The organism is Enhygromyxa salina (genome assembly GCF_002994615.1).
In the GTDB taxonomy this organism is placed as follows: domain Bacteria; phylum Myxococcota_A; class Polyangia; order Nannocystales; family Nannocystaceae; genus Plesiocystis; species Plesiocystis salina_A.
This window is the reverse complement of the sequence record NZ_PVNK01000037.1, coordinates 26,394-41,847: the sequence shown is the minus strand read 5'-3', so window position 1 is coordinate 41,847 and position 15,454 is coordinate 26,394. Positions and strand designations below refer to the sequence as shown.

The following is a 15,454-nucleotide window of genomic DNA, read 5'->3' as shown; positions in this document are numbered from 1 at the left end:
TTGATCAAGGATGCTTCGGACTTCGCGCGGTACCCCCGCCGCGAGGGAGAAGTCATGTCTCAACCAATCAAGCCAATGTTTGCCGGCCTCGCAGCGCTGCTCGTGGTCGCCGTCCCCCGCCTGGCCTGGGCCAGCCCTCCCGCGACCGAAGAAGCCGTCGAGGAGGCAGCCGAGCAGGGCGCAGGCTTTTTCACCGCGCAGTGGTGGAACGAGCGCGTCGGCGCCCTGATGTCCGACGACCTCCTGCGCACGGGCTTGCAGCTGCTGCTCGGCCTCCTGCTCTTCATCGGCGGCTGGCTCGTGGCCAAGCTGGTGGCGTGGGTCGTGTTTCGGATCCTGTGCAAGACCGACCTCGACGACAAGCTGGCCGAGAAGCTCGGCGTCAGGATGCTGCTCGAAGACCGCGATGAGCGGCGCGACCCCGACGCGCTCGAGCGCGGGGTCGCCAAGGTCGTGTTCTACCTGCTGATGGCCCTCGTCGTGGTCGGCGTCCTCGATTTTGCCGGCCTCGAGCAAGCCGCGGGCCCGATCCAGGGCCTGGTCGACACGGTGATCCAGGCCCTGCCATTGATCGGCAAGGCGATCTTGATCCTGATCGTGGCCTACTTCGCGGGCCTGATCCTCCGCAAGATCGTGATCAAGGCGATCGACCTCGCGCGGATCGACAAGCGCTTCGCCGAGCTCGACGAGACCCCGGCCGAGGCCGCCGCCGTGGCCGAGACCGAGGCCGAAGTTGCGGCCAGGGTCGAGCCTGCGCCGAGGCCCTTCTCGCAGACCGCGGGTCAGGTCGTGTTCTGGCTCGTGATGATCATGGGCCTGGCCGGAGCCTTCGACGCCCTTCAGATCCGTGCGATCTCGGAGCCGCTGAGCCACGCCATCGACTCGCTGGTCAGCTTGCTGCCCGCGCTCGGTGTCGCCGCCCTGATCGTGATCGGTGGCTGGATCCTGGCCAAGATCGCCCGGATCGTGATCACCCGCGCGCTCGAGTCCCTCGGCTTCGACCGGCTCGTGGCCAAGATCAGGCTCCGCGGGCTGTTCGGCACCATGACCCCGAGCGCGGTCGTCGGCTGGCTGGTGATGGCCTTCATCGTGATCGAGACCGTGATCGCGGCCCTCGACAGCGTCGGCCTCGCGACCTTGTCCGATCCGATGACCGACATGATGGGGCAATTTTGGGAGCTGCTCCCGGCGCTGCTGGTCTCGATCTTGTTCGTGGTCGTCGGCGTGTTCGTCGGGCGGCTGCTGCGGGGCATCACCCAAAAGACCCTCGAGAGCGTGGGGCTGGATCGCCTGATGACCCGGCTCGGGTTCGAGTTCGGGAAGATCGCCGAGCGCGACGATGACCTCGGCAAGGCCTCGGGCCTGGTCGGGTTCGTCGTTCAGGCCGTGGTCGTGCTGCTCGCGATCGTGCAGGGGCTCAACAACCTCGACCTCCACACCTGGGCCCGCTACGTCGACGCCTTCTTGGTCTTCGCGGTCACGCGCGCCGCGGTCGCGCTGGTGGTCGTCGTGCTCGGGTTCGCGCTCGGCAACTACGTCCGCGACCTCGTCGAAGCCCGCCAGCGCGGTGAGCAGCCGGAGCCCACGGTCGAGGACGAGCGCGAGCGCAGCCCGGTGTGGCTGGCCGAATTCGCCCGCTACGCCGTGCTCGTGTTCGCGTTCACGATGGCGGTCCACCAGCTCGGCGTCGCCGCGGACTTCGTGCTCTTGAGCTTCGCGCTGCTGTTTGGGGCCCTGTGCCTGGCCGGGGCGCTGGCCTTCGGGCTCGGCTCGCGGGAGATCGCGACCGAGATCGTCCGTGAGCGCTACCGCAAGGCCAAGCAAGGCGGCGGCAGCTCGGGCCCGGGCGCGGGCTCGCGCTTCGGCTCGCCGCTGACCAAGGCACCGACCAAGCCGCCGACCAAGTAGTCGACCGCCCCCAGCTCGCGGGCGTCAGCGTGTCGTGCGCTGGCGCCCGCGTGGTGTTCGGTAACACCCCTCGCGGCCAGCCGTACGCGCTCAGACAGGCCGCCAGATATACTCCCGCCATGTCGATCCTCCGATGCCCCGCGCGTCGTTGAGCCGGAACTTCCCATGAACAACCGCGAGACCGTCGCCTACCCGACCAAGCCCCTGGCCGCTCCGCCGGCCGCACCAGCGACGCAATTGGCCGCCGAGACCGAGGCCGCGACCTTGTTTGCGGAGCCGAATCCGTCGCAGGAGACGCTGATCGCCCCGGGTGCCGACAGCGGACCCAGGCTGACCCAGACCCTTCCCCCAGGTTCGACCCGGGGCGTCGCCACGGTCCTGCCCGACGTCCGCAGCGAGGGCGACAAGCTGATCATCGTGCCCCGCGATCAGACCCGCTACCAAGATGACAAGCTGCTCGGGCGCGGGGGCATGGGCGAGGTCAAGCTCGCCCACGACCACGACATCGGGCGCAAGGTCGCCGTCAAGCGCCTGCTCGACGAGGACAACCCCCACGCGGTCGCGCGCTTCATCGACGAGGTCCGGACTGTGGGCAGCCTCGAGCACCCGAACATCGTGCCGATCCACGACGTCGGGGTTGACGACGACGGCGCGCTGTTTTTCGTCATGAAGTACGTCGAGGGCGAGACCCTGAGCTCGATCATCGACAAGCTCGCCGCGGGGGACGCCGAGTATCACAAGCGCTACAGCTTCGAGGCCCGCCTCGATCTGTTCGCGGGCCTGCTCCGGGCGCTGCAGTACGCCCACGACCGCGGCCTCGTCCACCGCGACATCAAGCCCGAGAACATCATGGTCGGTCGCTTCGGCGAGGTCATGCTGATGGACTGGGGCATCGCCCACCCCATCCGAAGCGAGGCGCACCGGGTCAACAAGGCCGGGATCGAGCGCGCGTCGACCGAGACCGTCGACGGGTCCGTGGTCGGGACGCCGCAGTACATGTCGCCCGAGCAGGCGGTCGGCGAGGTCGCCGAGCTCGACGGGCGCAGCGACCTCTACAGCGCCTTCGTCGTGCTCTACGAGCTGCTCACGCTCACGCCCTACATCGAGCCAGGCAAGACGGCGATGCAGACCGTGCTCGCGGCCCAGGAGCGACAGCCGCCCGCGCTCGTCGGCCCAGTCTACGAGAACCCGCATCAAGAGGCCGTGCCGGTCGAGCTGCGCCACTTCATGCGCCAGGGCCTCCAGCCGGCCAAGGACGCGCGCTACCCCGACGCGATCGAGGTCATCGTCACGCTCGAGCAGATCCGGTCCGGGGACTTCGCGGTCGCGTGTCCGATCACCTTCATGAAGGTCAACAACACGCGGATGGAGCGCTTCATGGATCGCCACCCGACGGCCTCGATGTGGCTGGCGGGGATGTCGGCGCTCGCCTTCGTCGGCGGCGTCGCCGGCTGGTTCATGTGGGCGCTGGGCTAGCAGCCCGGGCTGCTAGCAGCCCGGGCTGCTAGGCCTTCAATTCAGCTCAGCCCTTGATTTGGGGCGAGGAGCCCGGACTGAGGCTCAGCCGATCTGAGCGTGCAAGAAGCGCGCGATCTCGGCCAGCTCTTCGGGGCACACGGCGTGCTGCATCGGGTAGTCGAACCACGAGATCGGCCGCTCGGGCTGGAGCGCCTGGACCTGATCGTGGGCGGCCTTGCCGAGGAACATCGGGACCATCGGATCCTGGCGGCCGTGGCAAAACAGCATCGGCGTGCTCGCGTTGGCGGGGGACTGCTCCTCGGCGAGGTGATCCCCCATCAGCAGGTAGGCGCTCAGGACCACGATCCCGGCCAGGGGCTCGGCCCAGCGCAGGCCGACGTGCAGGGCCATGGCGCCGCCCTGGGAGAAGCCGACGAGCACGATCTTTTCGCTCGGGACCCCGCGCTCGCGCTCGCGCTGGATCAGGGCCTCGATCGCCGCTTGTGACGCGCGGATGTCCGACTCGGACTCGCGTACCCCCTCGAAGCTGAGCGACAAGATGTCGTACCAGGCCCGCATCACGAACCCATTGTTGATCGTGACCGGCCGGCGCGCGGCGTGGGGCAAGATGAAGCGGACGTGGGGGAGATCGAGCAGCGGGGGGATCGGCTCGAAGTCGTGGCCGTCGGCGCCGAGGCCATGCAACCAGATCACGCTGGCCTTGGCCGCGTCGCCCTTGGGGCCGATTTCGATGGACTCGAGCAGTTCACTCATGAGCTGAGTGTCTACCACCCGCGGAGCTTTTGGAGCTCGCGGAGCTGCTTTTTGGTCGGGCGCCCGGCTCCGCGCTCGCGCTTGGCGTCGTGGATCTGCTCTTCTTTGGGCGGCGGGGGCGGCGTGTGGTCCACGTACAGGGTCTGGGCGACCGAGGCCGGGCCGCGCCGATCTTTGAGGGCCACGATCTCGAGCTGGCGCGGGCCGCCCGGGGTCAAGACGTCGACGTGGTCGCCGGGCTTGACGGCCTTGCTGGCCTTGACGGACTCGCCGGAGATCTTGACGTGACCGGCCGTGCACGCGCTCGAGGCGGCCGAGCGGGTCTTGAACATCCGCGCCGCCCACAGCCACTTGTCTACGCGCACGGTCGTCAGGGGCTCGGCCATCAGGTGAGAGTATCCCGCTAGATCAGCCCCGACGCAAAGCACCGGCCCCAACGATCTTGGCCCAGACCCGGCGCGAGGTCAGCGAGAAGTTCTCGACGAGCACGTAGGCCGAGGGCAGGAAGACCAGGGTCATCACCGTGCTCGTTGCGAGCCCGGCGGCGATGATGATCGCGATCGAGTGGTAGTAGACCCCGGCCAGGGTCGGGTGGTGCAGGAGCATCGGGATCAGGCCGAAGATCGTCGTGAACGCGGTCATGAGCACGGGCCGGAGGCGGTCGCGGCCGGCCCGGGCGAGGGCCTCGTCGCGCGAGACCCCGTGCGCGCGCAGCTGCGTGACCTTGTCGACGAGCATGATCCCGTTGTTGACGATGATGCCGATCAAGATGAACAGGCCGATCATCGCGACGACGTCGAAGGTCGTCTTGGTCGCCCACATCGCCCACGGCGCGCCGAAGCAGCCGAGCAAGCCGGTCGTCAGGATCGCGCCGGGCTGGAGGAAGCTCTCGAACAGCGAGGCCATGACCGCGTAGACCAGGATCAGGCACAGCCCGAGGTTGACGATCAGGTCGATCATCTCGCCCTCGTCCCGGCCCCAGCGCGTGCGCTCGCCGAACGAGTAGCCCTCGGGCAGCACGAAGCCCTGCTTGGCCTGCTCGAGGGCGGCGTTGTTGGCCTCCTGGTCGGGCGAGACGAAGCGGACCTTCATCCGCAGCTCGGTCTGACGATCGACCCGCTGGACCCACCACGGGCTGCGCGCGAGCTCGATCGTGCCGAGCGAGGCGAGCGAGACCTCGCGCGCGCCGTCGGGGGTCGCCTCGGGCAGGGGGATGCGCAGATCTTCGAGCTCGGCGAGGCCCGGGCCATCGTCGGCCCCATCGTCGGACCCGGGGTCGGACCCAGCGTCAGACCCGGCCCCCCGCCGCCCCTCGCTGAGGCGACCGGTCGACAGCCGCAGCGAGACCTCGCCCTGGGGCCCGCGGATGCTGCCGAGCGGCACGCCCTCGAACGCGAGCGAGACCATCTGCGCGACGTCGCTCGCGCGCAGGCCGAGGCGACGGAGGCGATCGATGTCGAGCACGACGTGCAGCTCCTGGTTGCCCTCGTTGAAGGGCCCGGTGATCGTGTCGTAGCCGCCCGCGTCGGGGTTGTCGGCGCTGCCCTTGGGCAGGCGCGCAGCCAGGTGGTTGGCGAAGCGCTCGGACTGCTCGAAGAGCGTCGACATGTCCTCGCCCCGGAGCACGAACTGAACCTCGCGCGGGTCGCGGTTGCGCATCCACCAGCCGTCGCGCTCACCGACGTGGTAGCGGACGCCGGGCTGCTCGGGCAGGGCGTCGGCGATGCGCTGCTTGAAGTCGGACATCTGCTGCTCGGACTGGATGTCCGTGCCCGGGAACGCGTCGCACCAGGCGCCCCAGTCGCGGTAGCGGCAGGTCAGGGTCTCGATCCCGATCTCGTCCTTGGCCCCGAGCAGCGCCCGCTCGGCGACCACGACCCGGGCCTCGACCTCCTCGACGTCGCGGCTGCCGGTCAGCTCGAGGCGGATCGGCATCGCAACCATCTTCTCGTCGGTGCCCATGTCGACCTGCATGTTCATGGCCGGGTAGACCGCGGTGACGCACAGCCCCAGCCCGACGAGCAGGGTCAGCCGGGGGTGGGCGATCGTCCACGACACAAAGCGGGCGTAGAGGCGAGCGATCGGCTCGAGGACCACGTTGCGGGTTTGCCGGTAGCTCGACTCGTCGTCCGCGCCGCGGGGCTTGGTCCGGCGCCAGCGCGCGGGCGCGCGCAGGGCCATCAGCAGGGGCACGGCCAGCTGCGAGACCAACAAGCTCGCGACCAGCGCGGTCACGAAGGTCGCGCCGAGCGGCCGCATGTAGGTGTACATCTCGCCGCCGCCGCCGCCACCGACGATCATCGGCAAGAACACGATCACGCTCGACATCGTCGAGGCGACGGTCGCGAGGCCGACCTCGCGCGCGCCCTGCCGCGCGGCCTCGAGCCGGGACTCGCCGCGCTGCAGATGCAGCTGGATCGACTCGACGATCACGACCGCGTTGTCGATCAACATGCCCACGCACAGCACGAGGCCGAGGAGCACGATGCAGTTGAGCTCGCTGCCGCGCAAAAACAGCACCCCGCAAGCTGCGAGCACGCTCAGCGGGATGCAGACCGCGGCGGTCAGCGTGGTCCGCCAGCGGTGGAGAAAGCCGAACAGCACGATCACGCCGATCAGCCCGCCGTAGAGCCCGGTGTCGCGCAGATCCCCGAGGGTGCTGAGGATCACCGTGCCCTGATCCTCGAACACCGCGACGTCGATGCCGCCGAGCGCCGGGTCGCCGCGGAGGCCGTCGACGACCTCGCGGACCGCGGTCGACACGTCGACCGGGCTCGCGCCGGCCTCGGCGAAGACCTCGAGGTTGATCGCCGGGCGCCCGTTGAGGCGGCTGCCGCGGCGCTGCTCCTTGGGGTGCATGGCGATCCCGGCGACCTCGCCGAGGCGGGCGAAGGACCGGTCGCGCGCGGCGGATCCGGATCCGGCGATCGTGGTCGAGCCCGCGCTGGAGCCGGCGCCTTCGTCGGTCCCGCCGCTGAGGGTCAGCGCGTCCGCCTCGTCCTCGCTTTGGCCCGCGCTCGCGGCTCCGCGCTCGACCGGGAGCGCGGCGAAGTGCTCGGCCTCGGCCGGGGCCCCGGGGCTGCGCAGCCCGGTGTCGCGGCTGGTTCGACGCAGGGTCCCGAGGCTGCGCCCGCGCTGGGACTGACGCACGGCGCCGCCGACGTCGGCGAGCGCGATCCCGTGACTGCGCGCGGCGTCGAGGTCGAGCGCGACCTCGAGCTCGTGGGGCTCGACGCCCTCGAGCTCGACCGAAGCCACGCCCTCGATCCGCTCGATCGCGCGCACGACCCGGCGCTCGATCAGGTAGTACTCGCCGTCGAGCTGCTTGTCGCTGGCGATCCGGACCCGCATGATCGGCTCGTCGGCGGCACCTTGCGACGAGCTCAGCTCGACGGTCTGGACCGAGTCGGGCAGCAGCCCCCGGGCCCGGTCGACGCGCTCACGCAGCTCGAGCTTGCGGGCGTCGATGTCGGTCCCGGGCCGGAACTGCAGGCGCATGCGCACCCCCCAAGAGCCGCTCGACACGCTCATCGTGTCGAGGTCGCCGACCCCGGCGACCGCGTCCTCGAGCGGGCGAATGACCTCGCGCTCGAGGATCTCGGGCGAGGTCGTGGTGATGTTGACGCGGATCTGGACGCGCGAGACCGCCTCGGCCGGCAAGAACGCGAGCGGGAGCTTGACCATCGCGATGGTCCCGAGCAGGAAGACGGCGACCAGCAACATCGCGACCGTGACCGGCCGAGCGAGCGCGAGGTCCGACAGGCTCCAGCTCCGCATGCGATCCACGTTACTGCCCGCCGCGGGCGCGGCAAAGGTGTCGCGGCACCCGGTCGTCGTGAGCTGGGCTACCGGTCCTTCGGACGCTTGTCGCGTCGACGCGAGACGCTACGGTTAAATTATGGCGCTCTTGTTACTCCCCTTCTTCATGCCCCTGTTTTTGGTGGGGTGGGTGTTGACACCGCGAGAAGAGCGAGAGCACCGCCTCCTGCAGTCGCGGCGCGAGCTTCAGTTTGGCCGCAGCTGGGGCTTGCTCTACGGGCGCGAGAGCGAGGTCCTGACCCGCGAGGAGCTCGAGGAGCTCGCGGCAGGGGCGCTCACCCGGGCCCCTGGACGCTCTGCATGAACTCGGGGGCTTCTCGCGCTCGATCGCCGCGAAGGTGCCCGGCGCGCGGGCCCTGACATCGACCCGCAAAGATCGTCGACTCGGCGGCTCGGCGGCCCCAGGCCCGTAGAGTCCAGGGCGCGGTGGTATAGGCTGCGGCATGGACGGCCCGACATCTCCCGCCGAGCTCGTGTTCGTCGCCGGGGCGACCGGCTACACCGGGCGCGCGGTCGTCCGCGAGGCCATCGCCTGGGGGCTCGACGCCGTCGCCCACGTGCGGCCCGACAGCGCGCGCCTCGATCACTGGCGCGCGCACTTCGAGGAGCTCGGCGCGCGGGTCGACACGACCCCGTGGGTCCCCGCCGAGATCCAGGCCACGCTCGAGCGCCTCGCGCCCAGCCAGATCCATGCCCTGCTCGGGACCACGCGCAAGCGCGGCAAGCGGGGCTCGGGCTCGGCGGTCGCCGACACCTACGAGGCCGTCGACTACGGGCTGCCGATCATGCTGCTCGAGGCCGCGCTCGCCTCGGGCAGTCGCCCGCGCTTCGTGTACCTGTCGGCGCTCGGCGCCGACCGCCCCTCGATGAACGCGTACATGGCCGTGCGCAGGCGTGTGGAGCTCGCCGTGCGCGAGAGCGGCCTGCCCTACGTGATCGCCCGGCCCGGGTTCATCAGCGGCGACGACCGCGACGAGCCCCGGGCGGGCGAGCGCGTCGCCTCGGTGATCTCGGACGGCGTGCTCTCGGTCCTCGGCGCGCTCGGTGCCAAGCGCACCCGCGCGCGCTACTCCTCGCTGACCGGGTCGGAGCTCGGCGCCGCCCTCGTCCGGCTCGCGTGCACGGCCGACGAAGACGGGGTCATCGCCGAAGCCGACGCCCTGCGCGCAGCCGCCACGTCCCGCCGTGGCGCTAGCGGATTCGTTCGAGGCTGACGCGGATCGGGTTTTGACCGGGGCTGAGCTTGAACGAGTCGGCGTGCGAGCGGTGGCCGCGGGCCTTGAACTCGAGCTCGACGAGGGCCTCGGTCTCGCCGCGCGGGAAGGGCAACTCGGGGAAGCTGTCGGCGGTCCGCGACTGGTAGGGGCAGCCGGCGACGCAGCTGACGATCAGCTCGGACAGGGGCACGGCGCCGGCCTGAAACAGCAACTGAGCGGGCTTGGGCGCGGCGTGGATGACATGGGCGTGGCCGTCGCAGGCGTCGGGTGAGAGCTCGACCGAGCCTTCGAAGGCCGCGCCGTCGAGCTTCACGACGACCGGCTCGTAGACCATGACCTGAAGCTCACCGCTGCTCGGGAGCGCCTGGCGACGCCCGTCGCTGACCGACACCGCGTAGTCTCCGCTCGCGAGCAGGACCGCGGGCAGATCCTCGACTCTGACCTCGCATAGGACCGTGGGTCGGCACGGCTCGTCGAGCGGACTCGCGGACACGCCCGTGGTCACCGCCATGACCGACGCGGCACACGCTCCACCCAGACCGCGACGAAGCCGACCGCTCACCCCAAGTGAGGGCTCGGGTGACGGCCCGGAGCCAAGCGAGCGACCTGGCCGAGGGTGGTCGCAGAGGGAGGACATGGGGAGGAAGGCAGCTTGGGCCGAGAGCATAACAAGGGGCTTCGTCGGCTGGTGCCACGTCCTGGTAGACTGCGCGAAGGTGACCAGGTGGACTTCTACGAGGCGGTGGGTCAACCCTCGCTCCGCGTGGACCTGGGCCGCGATCGGGCTCGGCTTGGCTCCAGGCGCGCCGCTGGGGCTGTGGGTGGTGTTCAAGCTGACCGGCGCCGACCTCTCCGATGACGTCTGCCAGATGGCGCTGATCTACTCGGGGGTCGCGACCGCGGTCGTGTTCGTCACCTTCGGGGGGCTCACCGGCCGGCTGATGGACCGCCTGCGCTCGGCCTCGCTCCACGACGGCCTCACGGGCCTGTTCAACCGCCGCTTCCTGCGAGAGTCGCTGCCGCAGCTGCAGGCGGCCGCCGCCCGGCGCAGCCAGCCGCTGTGCGTGCTGATGCTCGACCTCGATCTGTTCAAGCGGGTCAACGACGCCCACGGCCACCTCGTGGGTGACCAGACCCTGTGCGCGGTCGCGGAGACCCTGCGCCGCCACAGCCGTCGCTCGGATCTGGTCGCGCGCTACGGCGGCGAGGAATTTGCGGTCCTGTGCCCGGACACCGACGGCGAGACGGGCCTGCAGGTGGCCGAGCGCCTCCGTGAAGCCGTCGAAGCCCTCGGTGAAGATCGCCTCGGGCACCCGGGGCCGCAGACGGTCTCCGTCGGCGTCGCGATTCAGTCGCCCGAGCACGAGCTCGCCCCCGAGGTCCTGCTCGACCACGCCGACATGGCCCTGTACCGAGCCAAGCATCGCGGCCGCAACCAGACGGTCGCCTGGCTCGACGGGCAAGAGCTGGCTTGATCTGAGCGCTGCAACTCGAGCTCGTCGGCGCGCCGCATCGGCTCGCGCGCGCGTCCGCCGAAAAATGCCGGGATCGGGCGGGGACTGCTAGCCTGCGCCGACGTGTCTGGGGCTGGCTCTTCGCGTCTCGTCGGTGGCTTGCGCTCGCTCGCGCGCGAGCTGCCGCGGCTGGCTCCGGCGATCGTGGTCGTGGCCTTGCTGCTGTGCCTGCTGCTGCCGCTGCCGACGGCGGTCGTGGACCTGCTCTTGTCGCTGAGCCTGGCTGGGGCCGTCTTGATGCTGGTCGCGGGGCTGCGGGTCCGACGGGCGGCAGAGTTCCTCGCGTTCCCGACCCTGGTCCTGCTGCTGACCCTCTACCGCCTCGCGCTCAACGTCTCGACCACGCGCTTGATCCTGTCGCAGGCCGACGCCGGCCAGGTGATCGATGCATTCGCGAGCCTGGTCGTCCGCGGTGATCTGCTGGTCGGCGCGGTCATGTTCGCCGTGATCACGGCGATCCAGTACTTCGTGATCGCGCGCGGGGCCGAGCGCGTGGCTGAGGTCGCGGCTCGCTTCGCGCTCGACGGGATGCCCGGTCAACAGGCGGCGATCGACGCAGATCTGCGCGCGGGCACGGTCAGCCCGCGCGAGGCCCAGGCCCGGCGCGCGGCGCTGATCGAGCGCTCGGAATTCTTCGCGCGCATGGACGGGGTCATGCGCTGGGTCAAGGGTGACGCCGTGGTCGGGCTGCTGATCACGGGCATCAACCTGATCGGCGGGGTCGCGGTTGGCGGTCTGCGCGGGGGTCTGGGCGTCGGCGAGAGCCTGGCGGTCTACGGCAAGCTCGCGATCGGCGACGGGCTCCTCGCCCAGCTGCCCGCGCTGTTGATCGCGCTCGCGGCCGCGGTCCTCGTCGCGCGGGTCGACCGGGTGACCGAGCGCGCCCGCGCGCGCTGGCTCGAGCCGGCGATGCTCCTGGTCCCGGCCGTGATGCTCGGCCTCCTCGCGCCGATCCCCGGGATGCCGGGGCTGGCCTTTGCAACCACAGCCGTCGGCCTCGTCGCGCTCGCCCTGTGGATCGCCGCGCGCGAGCACGATGCGCGCGAGCCCAAGCTCGAGCCCGAGATCCGCGTCCACGCCCACGTCGCAGCGAGCGCCCGCGGCTCGGCGATCAAGGCGCTCGCGGGCCTGCGCAGCCGCTGTCAGCTGGCCCTGGCGATCCCGGTCCCGCGCCTGGTCCTGGTCCCCGCCGGTCCCCAGGCGGTGCTCGACGCCAGCGAGTTCGAGCTGCGCCTCGGCGAGCGCGTGCTCGGCCGCGACCGCGCGCCAACCCAGGCCAGCAGCGACCGGCCCGCGAGCGACGACGACGCCCTGCTGCTCGGCTGCTTCCGCCTGCTGATGGACAGCGCCGAGCACCTCGTGACCCTCGAACAGATCGAGGCCGAGCTCGAGGCCACGCGCCGCCGCCACCCGAGCCTCGTCCGCCAGGCCACGCGCGTGGTCGAGCCGATCGACTTGCTCGCGATCGTGCGTGCCTTTGTCCGCGAGCGGATCCCCGCCCCGAGCATCGACGCGCTCGTCGAAGCCCTCGCTCAGCGCCGTGTCTTCCATGACCCGGCCGAGCGCGTGCACTGGCCCGAGCACGCCCGCGAGCTCCTCGCAGATCACTGGGTTCGGGACTTGTGCGATGGCGTGGCGTCGCTCGGCCAGCCGTGTTGGATCCGCCCGACGATCGACCTCGAAGATGAGATGCTCGCCCGCGCGCAGCTCGACGACCGCGGGATCGCCCTCGCGCTCACGGCCACCGAGCGCGCGCGCTTCGTGTCCCGAGTCGAGGCCTGCGCCGCCAGGCGACCGCCGCTGTTGCTATGTAGCAGCCGCGCGCGCCCGGTCTTCGCCAGCATCCTCGCGGGTGCGCGACCGCATGTCCCGGTGCTCTCGCTCGGCGAGCTCGAGTCGGCGCGGATCGAGACGCCCGCCTGCGTCACGCTGGACATCGACTGACAAGGGCTCGTCCGTTGGTAAAAGGCGCGCTCGGGTCGAGCCGAACAGGCTCGCATTCGATGCGCCCGCGGTCGCAGGTAGTCACAAAACGTGTAAGACTGGGGACACCCTCGCTTGACTTGACTGCAGCCCCCGAGGCCCTCGTGTCGATGCCAAAACCCCCGACAACCCCGGCGATGCCCGAGCGCGCCCCGCGACCTTCTTCACCCAAGCGCACGATCGTCGGCACGGTGCCGCCACCTCCAGCTCGGGCTCCAGCTGAGGCTCCTGACCAGCCGCCCGCGCCGAGTCCCGCAGCAGCTGCGCAGCTCAAGCAAGCGCGGGCCCAAGCCAGGGCCCAGGCGCTGGCGCAACAAGCCACCCTCGACATCCTGCCCGCAACGGATGCGGACGGCCGGCCAACTAGCCAGGCCCCCGTGCACGCGCCGGGCTACGCGCCGACCAACCCCGACCCGATGGGTCGGGCGGCGGCCGAGGCCCGACCGACCTCCGAGGACTTCCAGGAGTCGCGCTACAAACACACACAGATGGCCGGGATCGAGGGCCTGTCGGAGCCCGGCGCCGACCAGCCGCGGCTCCGCCTGACCCCGGGCAAGGTCGTGCCCGGCACGCGCTACCGGATCACTCGCTGGCTCGGCGAGGGCGGCATGGGGGTCGTCTACGAGGCCGAGCACATCGACATCGAGCGCAAGGTCGCGCTCAAGATCCTCCGCTTCGACCTCTCCCAAGAGGCCAACATGGCCCAGGTGTTCCGCGACGAGGCCCGCGCGGCCAGCCGGATCGGGTCGAAGAACATCGTCGAGATCTACGACTTCGGCGAGCTCTCGGACGGGCGCTTGTTCTTTTGCATGGAGCTGATCCCAGGCGGGGATCTGGTCCCGCCGACCGAGGACGACTGGATCGAGCCGCCGCGCCTGATCGGCCTGATGCGCCAGATGTGCAAGGGCCTGTCGGTCGCCCACAAGGCCGGCATCGTCCACCGCGACATCAAGCCCGAGAACATCATCATCGTCGAAGACGAGGGGCGCGAGGTCGTCAAGATCGTCGATTTTGGCATCTCCGCGATGCTCGCGGCCGGCCAGGAAAACGGCACCACGATCGCCGGGACCCCCCACTACATGGCCCCGGAGCAGATCTCCGGGACCAAATTCGACGGCCGCCTCGACATCTACGCGATGGGCTGCATGGCCTACGAGCTGCTCGTCGGCTACCCGCCCTTCTTGGCCGAGAACATCCAGGAGCTGCTTCAGCAGCAGCTCTACGAGGAGCCCAAGCCGGTCAAGGACTGCCGCCCCGACCGCGAGATCCCGCAGGAGCTCGCCGACGTGATCATGCGCTGCCTGGTCAAGGAGCCCGAGGGGCGCTGGGCCAACATGGACGACTTCGAGGCTGCGCTGTGCGAGGCCCAGATCGCCGCCGGGATCACGACCGCGTGGGACGACCTGCCGCTGCCGGAGGTCGAGTCCGAGCGCCGCGAGCAGCTGCTCGCGCAGATGCCCAACCCCAACGCGGTGTTCATTCAGCAGGGCAACCGCTGGCTGTGGCCGCTGATCGCCGGGGCCACGGCGCTGCTGCTCGGCGTCGGGGTGACCTGGATGCTCGTCGGCGGCGACCCGACCGAAGAAGAGCTCAGCCAGATCGACGCGCTGACCAACGACGCCCGGGTCGCGGCGTCCAAGACCCAGTGGATCTACCCGCCCGACGACGAGCCCTCGACGCCGACCGCCCTCATGAAGGTCATCGAGCTCGAGAAGCTCGAGGGCACGGCCGACGACGCCGGAGACGAGCGCGCCGAGGAGCTTCGCACCGAGTTCGGCGCCACGCTCAACAACCTCGGCGACCGCTACTGGGACACGCCCGAGGGCAAGGGCTTCGCGCGCGAGTACTACACGATGGCGCTGCTCTTCGATCCCGAAGACGACGAGGCCCGCGAGCGCTCGGGCCTGACGCCCGCGATGCTGGCCGATTTTCAAGAGCGCGCCGCCAAGGGCGAGTTCACCGAGGCCGAGCTCTCGGCCGCGCGCTGGCTCGACGTCCTCGCCGAAGACGACAAAGACCTCGCCGCCCAGAAGGCCGAGGCGCTCCTGGCCATGGAGCTCGGGACCGGCGAGGGCAACGAGCGCAGCGCCGGGTCCTTGCTGGTCCAGAGCCGGGCCCTCGACGCCGCGCGCGGGGCCGGGATCGCCGTGTCCAGCGCCGCCCCAGCGCCGGCCCCCCTGCCCGCGCCCGTGCCCGTGGCCGAACAAGACGAGGCCGGGGGCCAGGCCGGGGGCCAGCTCGAGCTCGATGAAGGCGAGACCGAGGGCGAGGTCGACGAGGACAAGCCCAGCGGCAAGCGATCCGGCAAGCGAGCGCGGGGCAACGAGAAGCTCGGCGCCAACGCCCGCAACCCGTCCAAGGCGGCGAACCTGGCCGCGCAGGGCATGGCCGCGCTCCGGGCCGGTAAGCGCAACGAGGCCAAGGGCCTGTTCAACCAGGCGATCAGCTACGACCAGCGCAACGCGATGGCGCTGATGGGCCTCTCAGACGTGTACTTCGACACCGGCTCGAGCCAAAAGGCCGTGCTCTACGCCGAGAAGGCCGTCAAGGCCGCGCCCAAGAACAGCAACTACCGGATCAAGCTCGGCGACGCCTACTACTCGGTCCTGCGCTACCGCGACGCGCTCGACGAGTACAAGAAGGCCAAGAGCTACGGCTCGTCCAAGGCCGCCGCGCGCATGGCCAAGGCGCAAAACAAGATCGGCGGCGGCTAACGCGGTCGGCGCCCGTGGTCCAGCGTCTCGTGTCCTCGCGCCGGAATTTTCGTCGAGGGCGCGAAGC

General features: G+C 70.4%; 11 protein-coding genes. 7 read left to right on the top strand and 4 right to left on the bottom strand.

Annotated elements, in window-relative coordinates:
- The first annotated feature begins 54 nt into the window (after positions 1-54).
- Positions 55-1,908, top strand: coding sequence for a mechanosensitive ion channel (locus ENSA5_RS03750; protein ID WP_106390175.1), 1,854 nt, complete (start codon positions 55-57; stop codon positions 1,906-1,908).
- A 165-nt stretch (positions 1,909-2,073) separates the two neighbouring features.
- On the top strand, positions 2,074-3,384 hold the full coding sequence (locus ENSA5_RS03745; protein WP_106390174.1) for a serine/threonine-protein kinase: 1,311 nt from the start codon (positions 2,074-2,076) through the stop codon (positions 3,382-3,384).
- Positions 3,385-3,468: 84 nt separating this feature from the next.
- Here ENSA5_RS03745 and ENSA5_RS03740 read toward each other — a convergent pair whose 3' ends face one another.
- The 3 genes from ENSA5_RS03740 to ENSA5_RS03730 are packed head-to-tail and all read right to left on the bottom strand — an operon-like array spanning position 3,469 to position 7,917.
- Entirely contained in the window at positions 3,469-4,140 is a 672-nt protein-coding gene (locus ENSA5_RS03740; protein ID WP_106390173.1) for an alpha/beta hydrolase, read from the bottom strand.
- An 11-nt stretch (positions 4,141-4,151) separates the two neighbouring features.
- The gene (locus tag ENSA5_RS03735; protein WP_106390172.1) at positions 4,152-4,526 is read right to left on the bottom strand and encodes an RNA-binding S4 domain-containing protein; all 375 of its coding nucleotides are present in this window, start codon (positions 4,524-4,526) and stop codon (positions 4,152-4,154) included.
- Positions 4,527-4,548: 22 nt separating this feature from the next.
- Positions 4,549-7,917, bottom strand: coding sequence for an efflux RND transporter permease subunit (locus ENSA5_RS03730; RefSeq protein WP_106390171.1), 3,369 nt, complete (start codon positions 7,915-7,917; stop codon positions 4,549-4,551).
- A gap of 121 nt (positions 7,918-8,038) precedes the next feature.
- Here ENSA5_RS03730 and ENSA5_RS03725 point away from each other — a divergent pair, with 121 nt between their 5' ends.
- Together ENSA5_RS03725 and ENSA5_RS03720 are read left to right on the top strand one after the other, a co-directional pair.
- Complete coding sequence (locus ENSA5_RS03725; RefSeq protein WP_106390170.1) at positions 8,039-8,263, top strand: hypothetical protein; 225 nt, start codon at positions 8,039-8,041, stop codon at positions 8,261-8,263.
- 139 nt (positions 8,264-8,402) lie between these two features.
- Positions 8,403-9,173: an NAD(P)H-binding protein gene (locus ENSA5_RS03720; protein WP_258182721.1), complete on the top strand. Its 771-nt coding sequence runs from the start codon at positions 8,403-8,405 to the stop codon at positions 9,171-9,173.
- On the opposite strand, the gene ENSA5_RS03715 is transcribed toward ENSA5_RS03720, so the two are convergent.
- Positions 9,151-9,687, bottom strand: a complete 537-nt coding sequence (locus ENSA5_RS03715; RefSeq protein ID WP_106390169.1) for a hypothetical protein — start codon at positions 9,685-9,687, stop codon at positions 9,151-9,153. The two genes, ENSA5_RS03720 and ENSA5_RS03715, sit on opposite strands and share 23 nt — an antisense overlap.
- A 205-nt stretch (positions 9,688-9,892) precedes the next feature.
- Between ENSA5_RS03715 and ENSA5_RS03710 the strand changes: the two genes are divergently transcribed.
- From ENSA5_RS03710 to ENSA5_RS03700, 3 genes are all read left to right on the top strand, one after another.
- On the top strand, positions 9,893-10,651 hold the full coding sequence (locus tag ENSA5_RS03710) for a GGDEF domain-containing protein (RefSeq protein ID WP_181197341.1): 759 nt from the start codon (positions 9,893-9,895) through the stop codon (positions 10,649-10,651).
- A 102-nt stretch (positions 10,652-10,753) separates the two neighbouring features.
- Entirely contained in the window at positions 10,754-12,634 is a 1,881-nt protein-coding gene (locus ENSA5_RS03705) for an FHIPEP family type III secretion protein (RefSeq protein WP_106390167.1), read from the top strand.
- Between the two features lie 416 nt (positions 12,635-13,050).
- On the top strand, positions 13,051-15,387 hold the full coding sequence (locus tag ENSA5_RS03700; RefSeq protein ID WP_181197340.1) for a serine/threonine-protein kinase: 2,337 nt from the start codon (positions 13,051-13,053) through the stop codon (positions 15,385-15,387).
- The last annotated feature ends 67 nt before the right edge of the window (positions 15,388-15,454 follow it).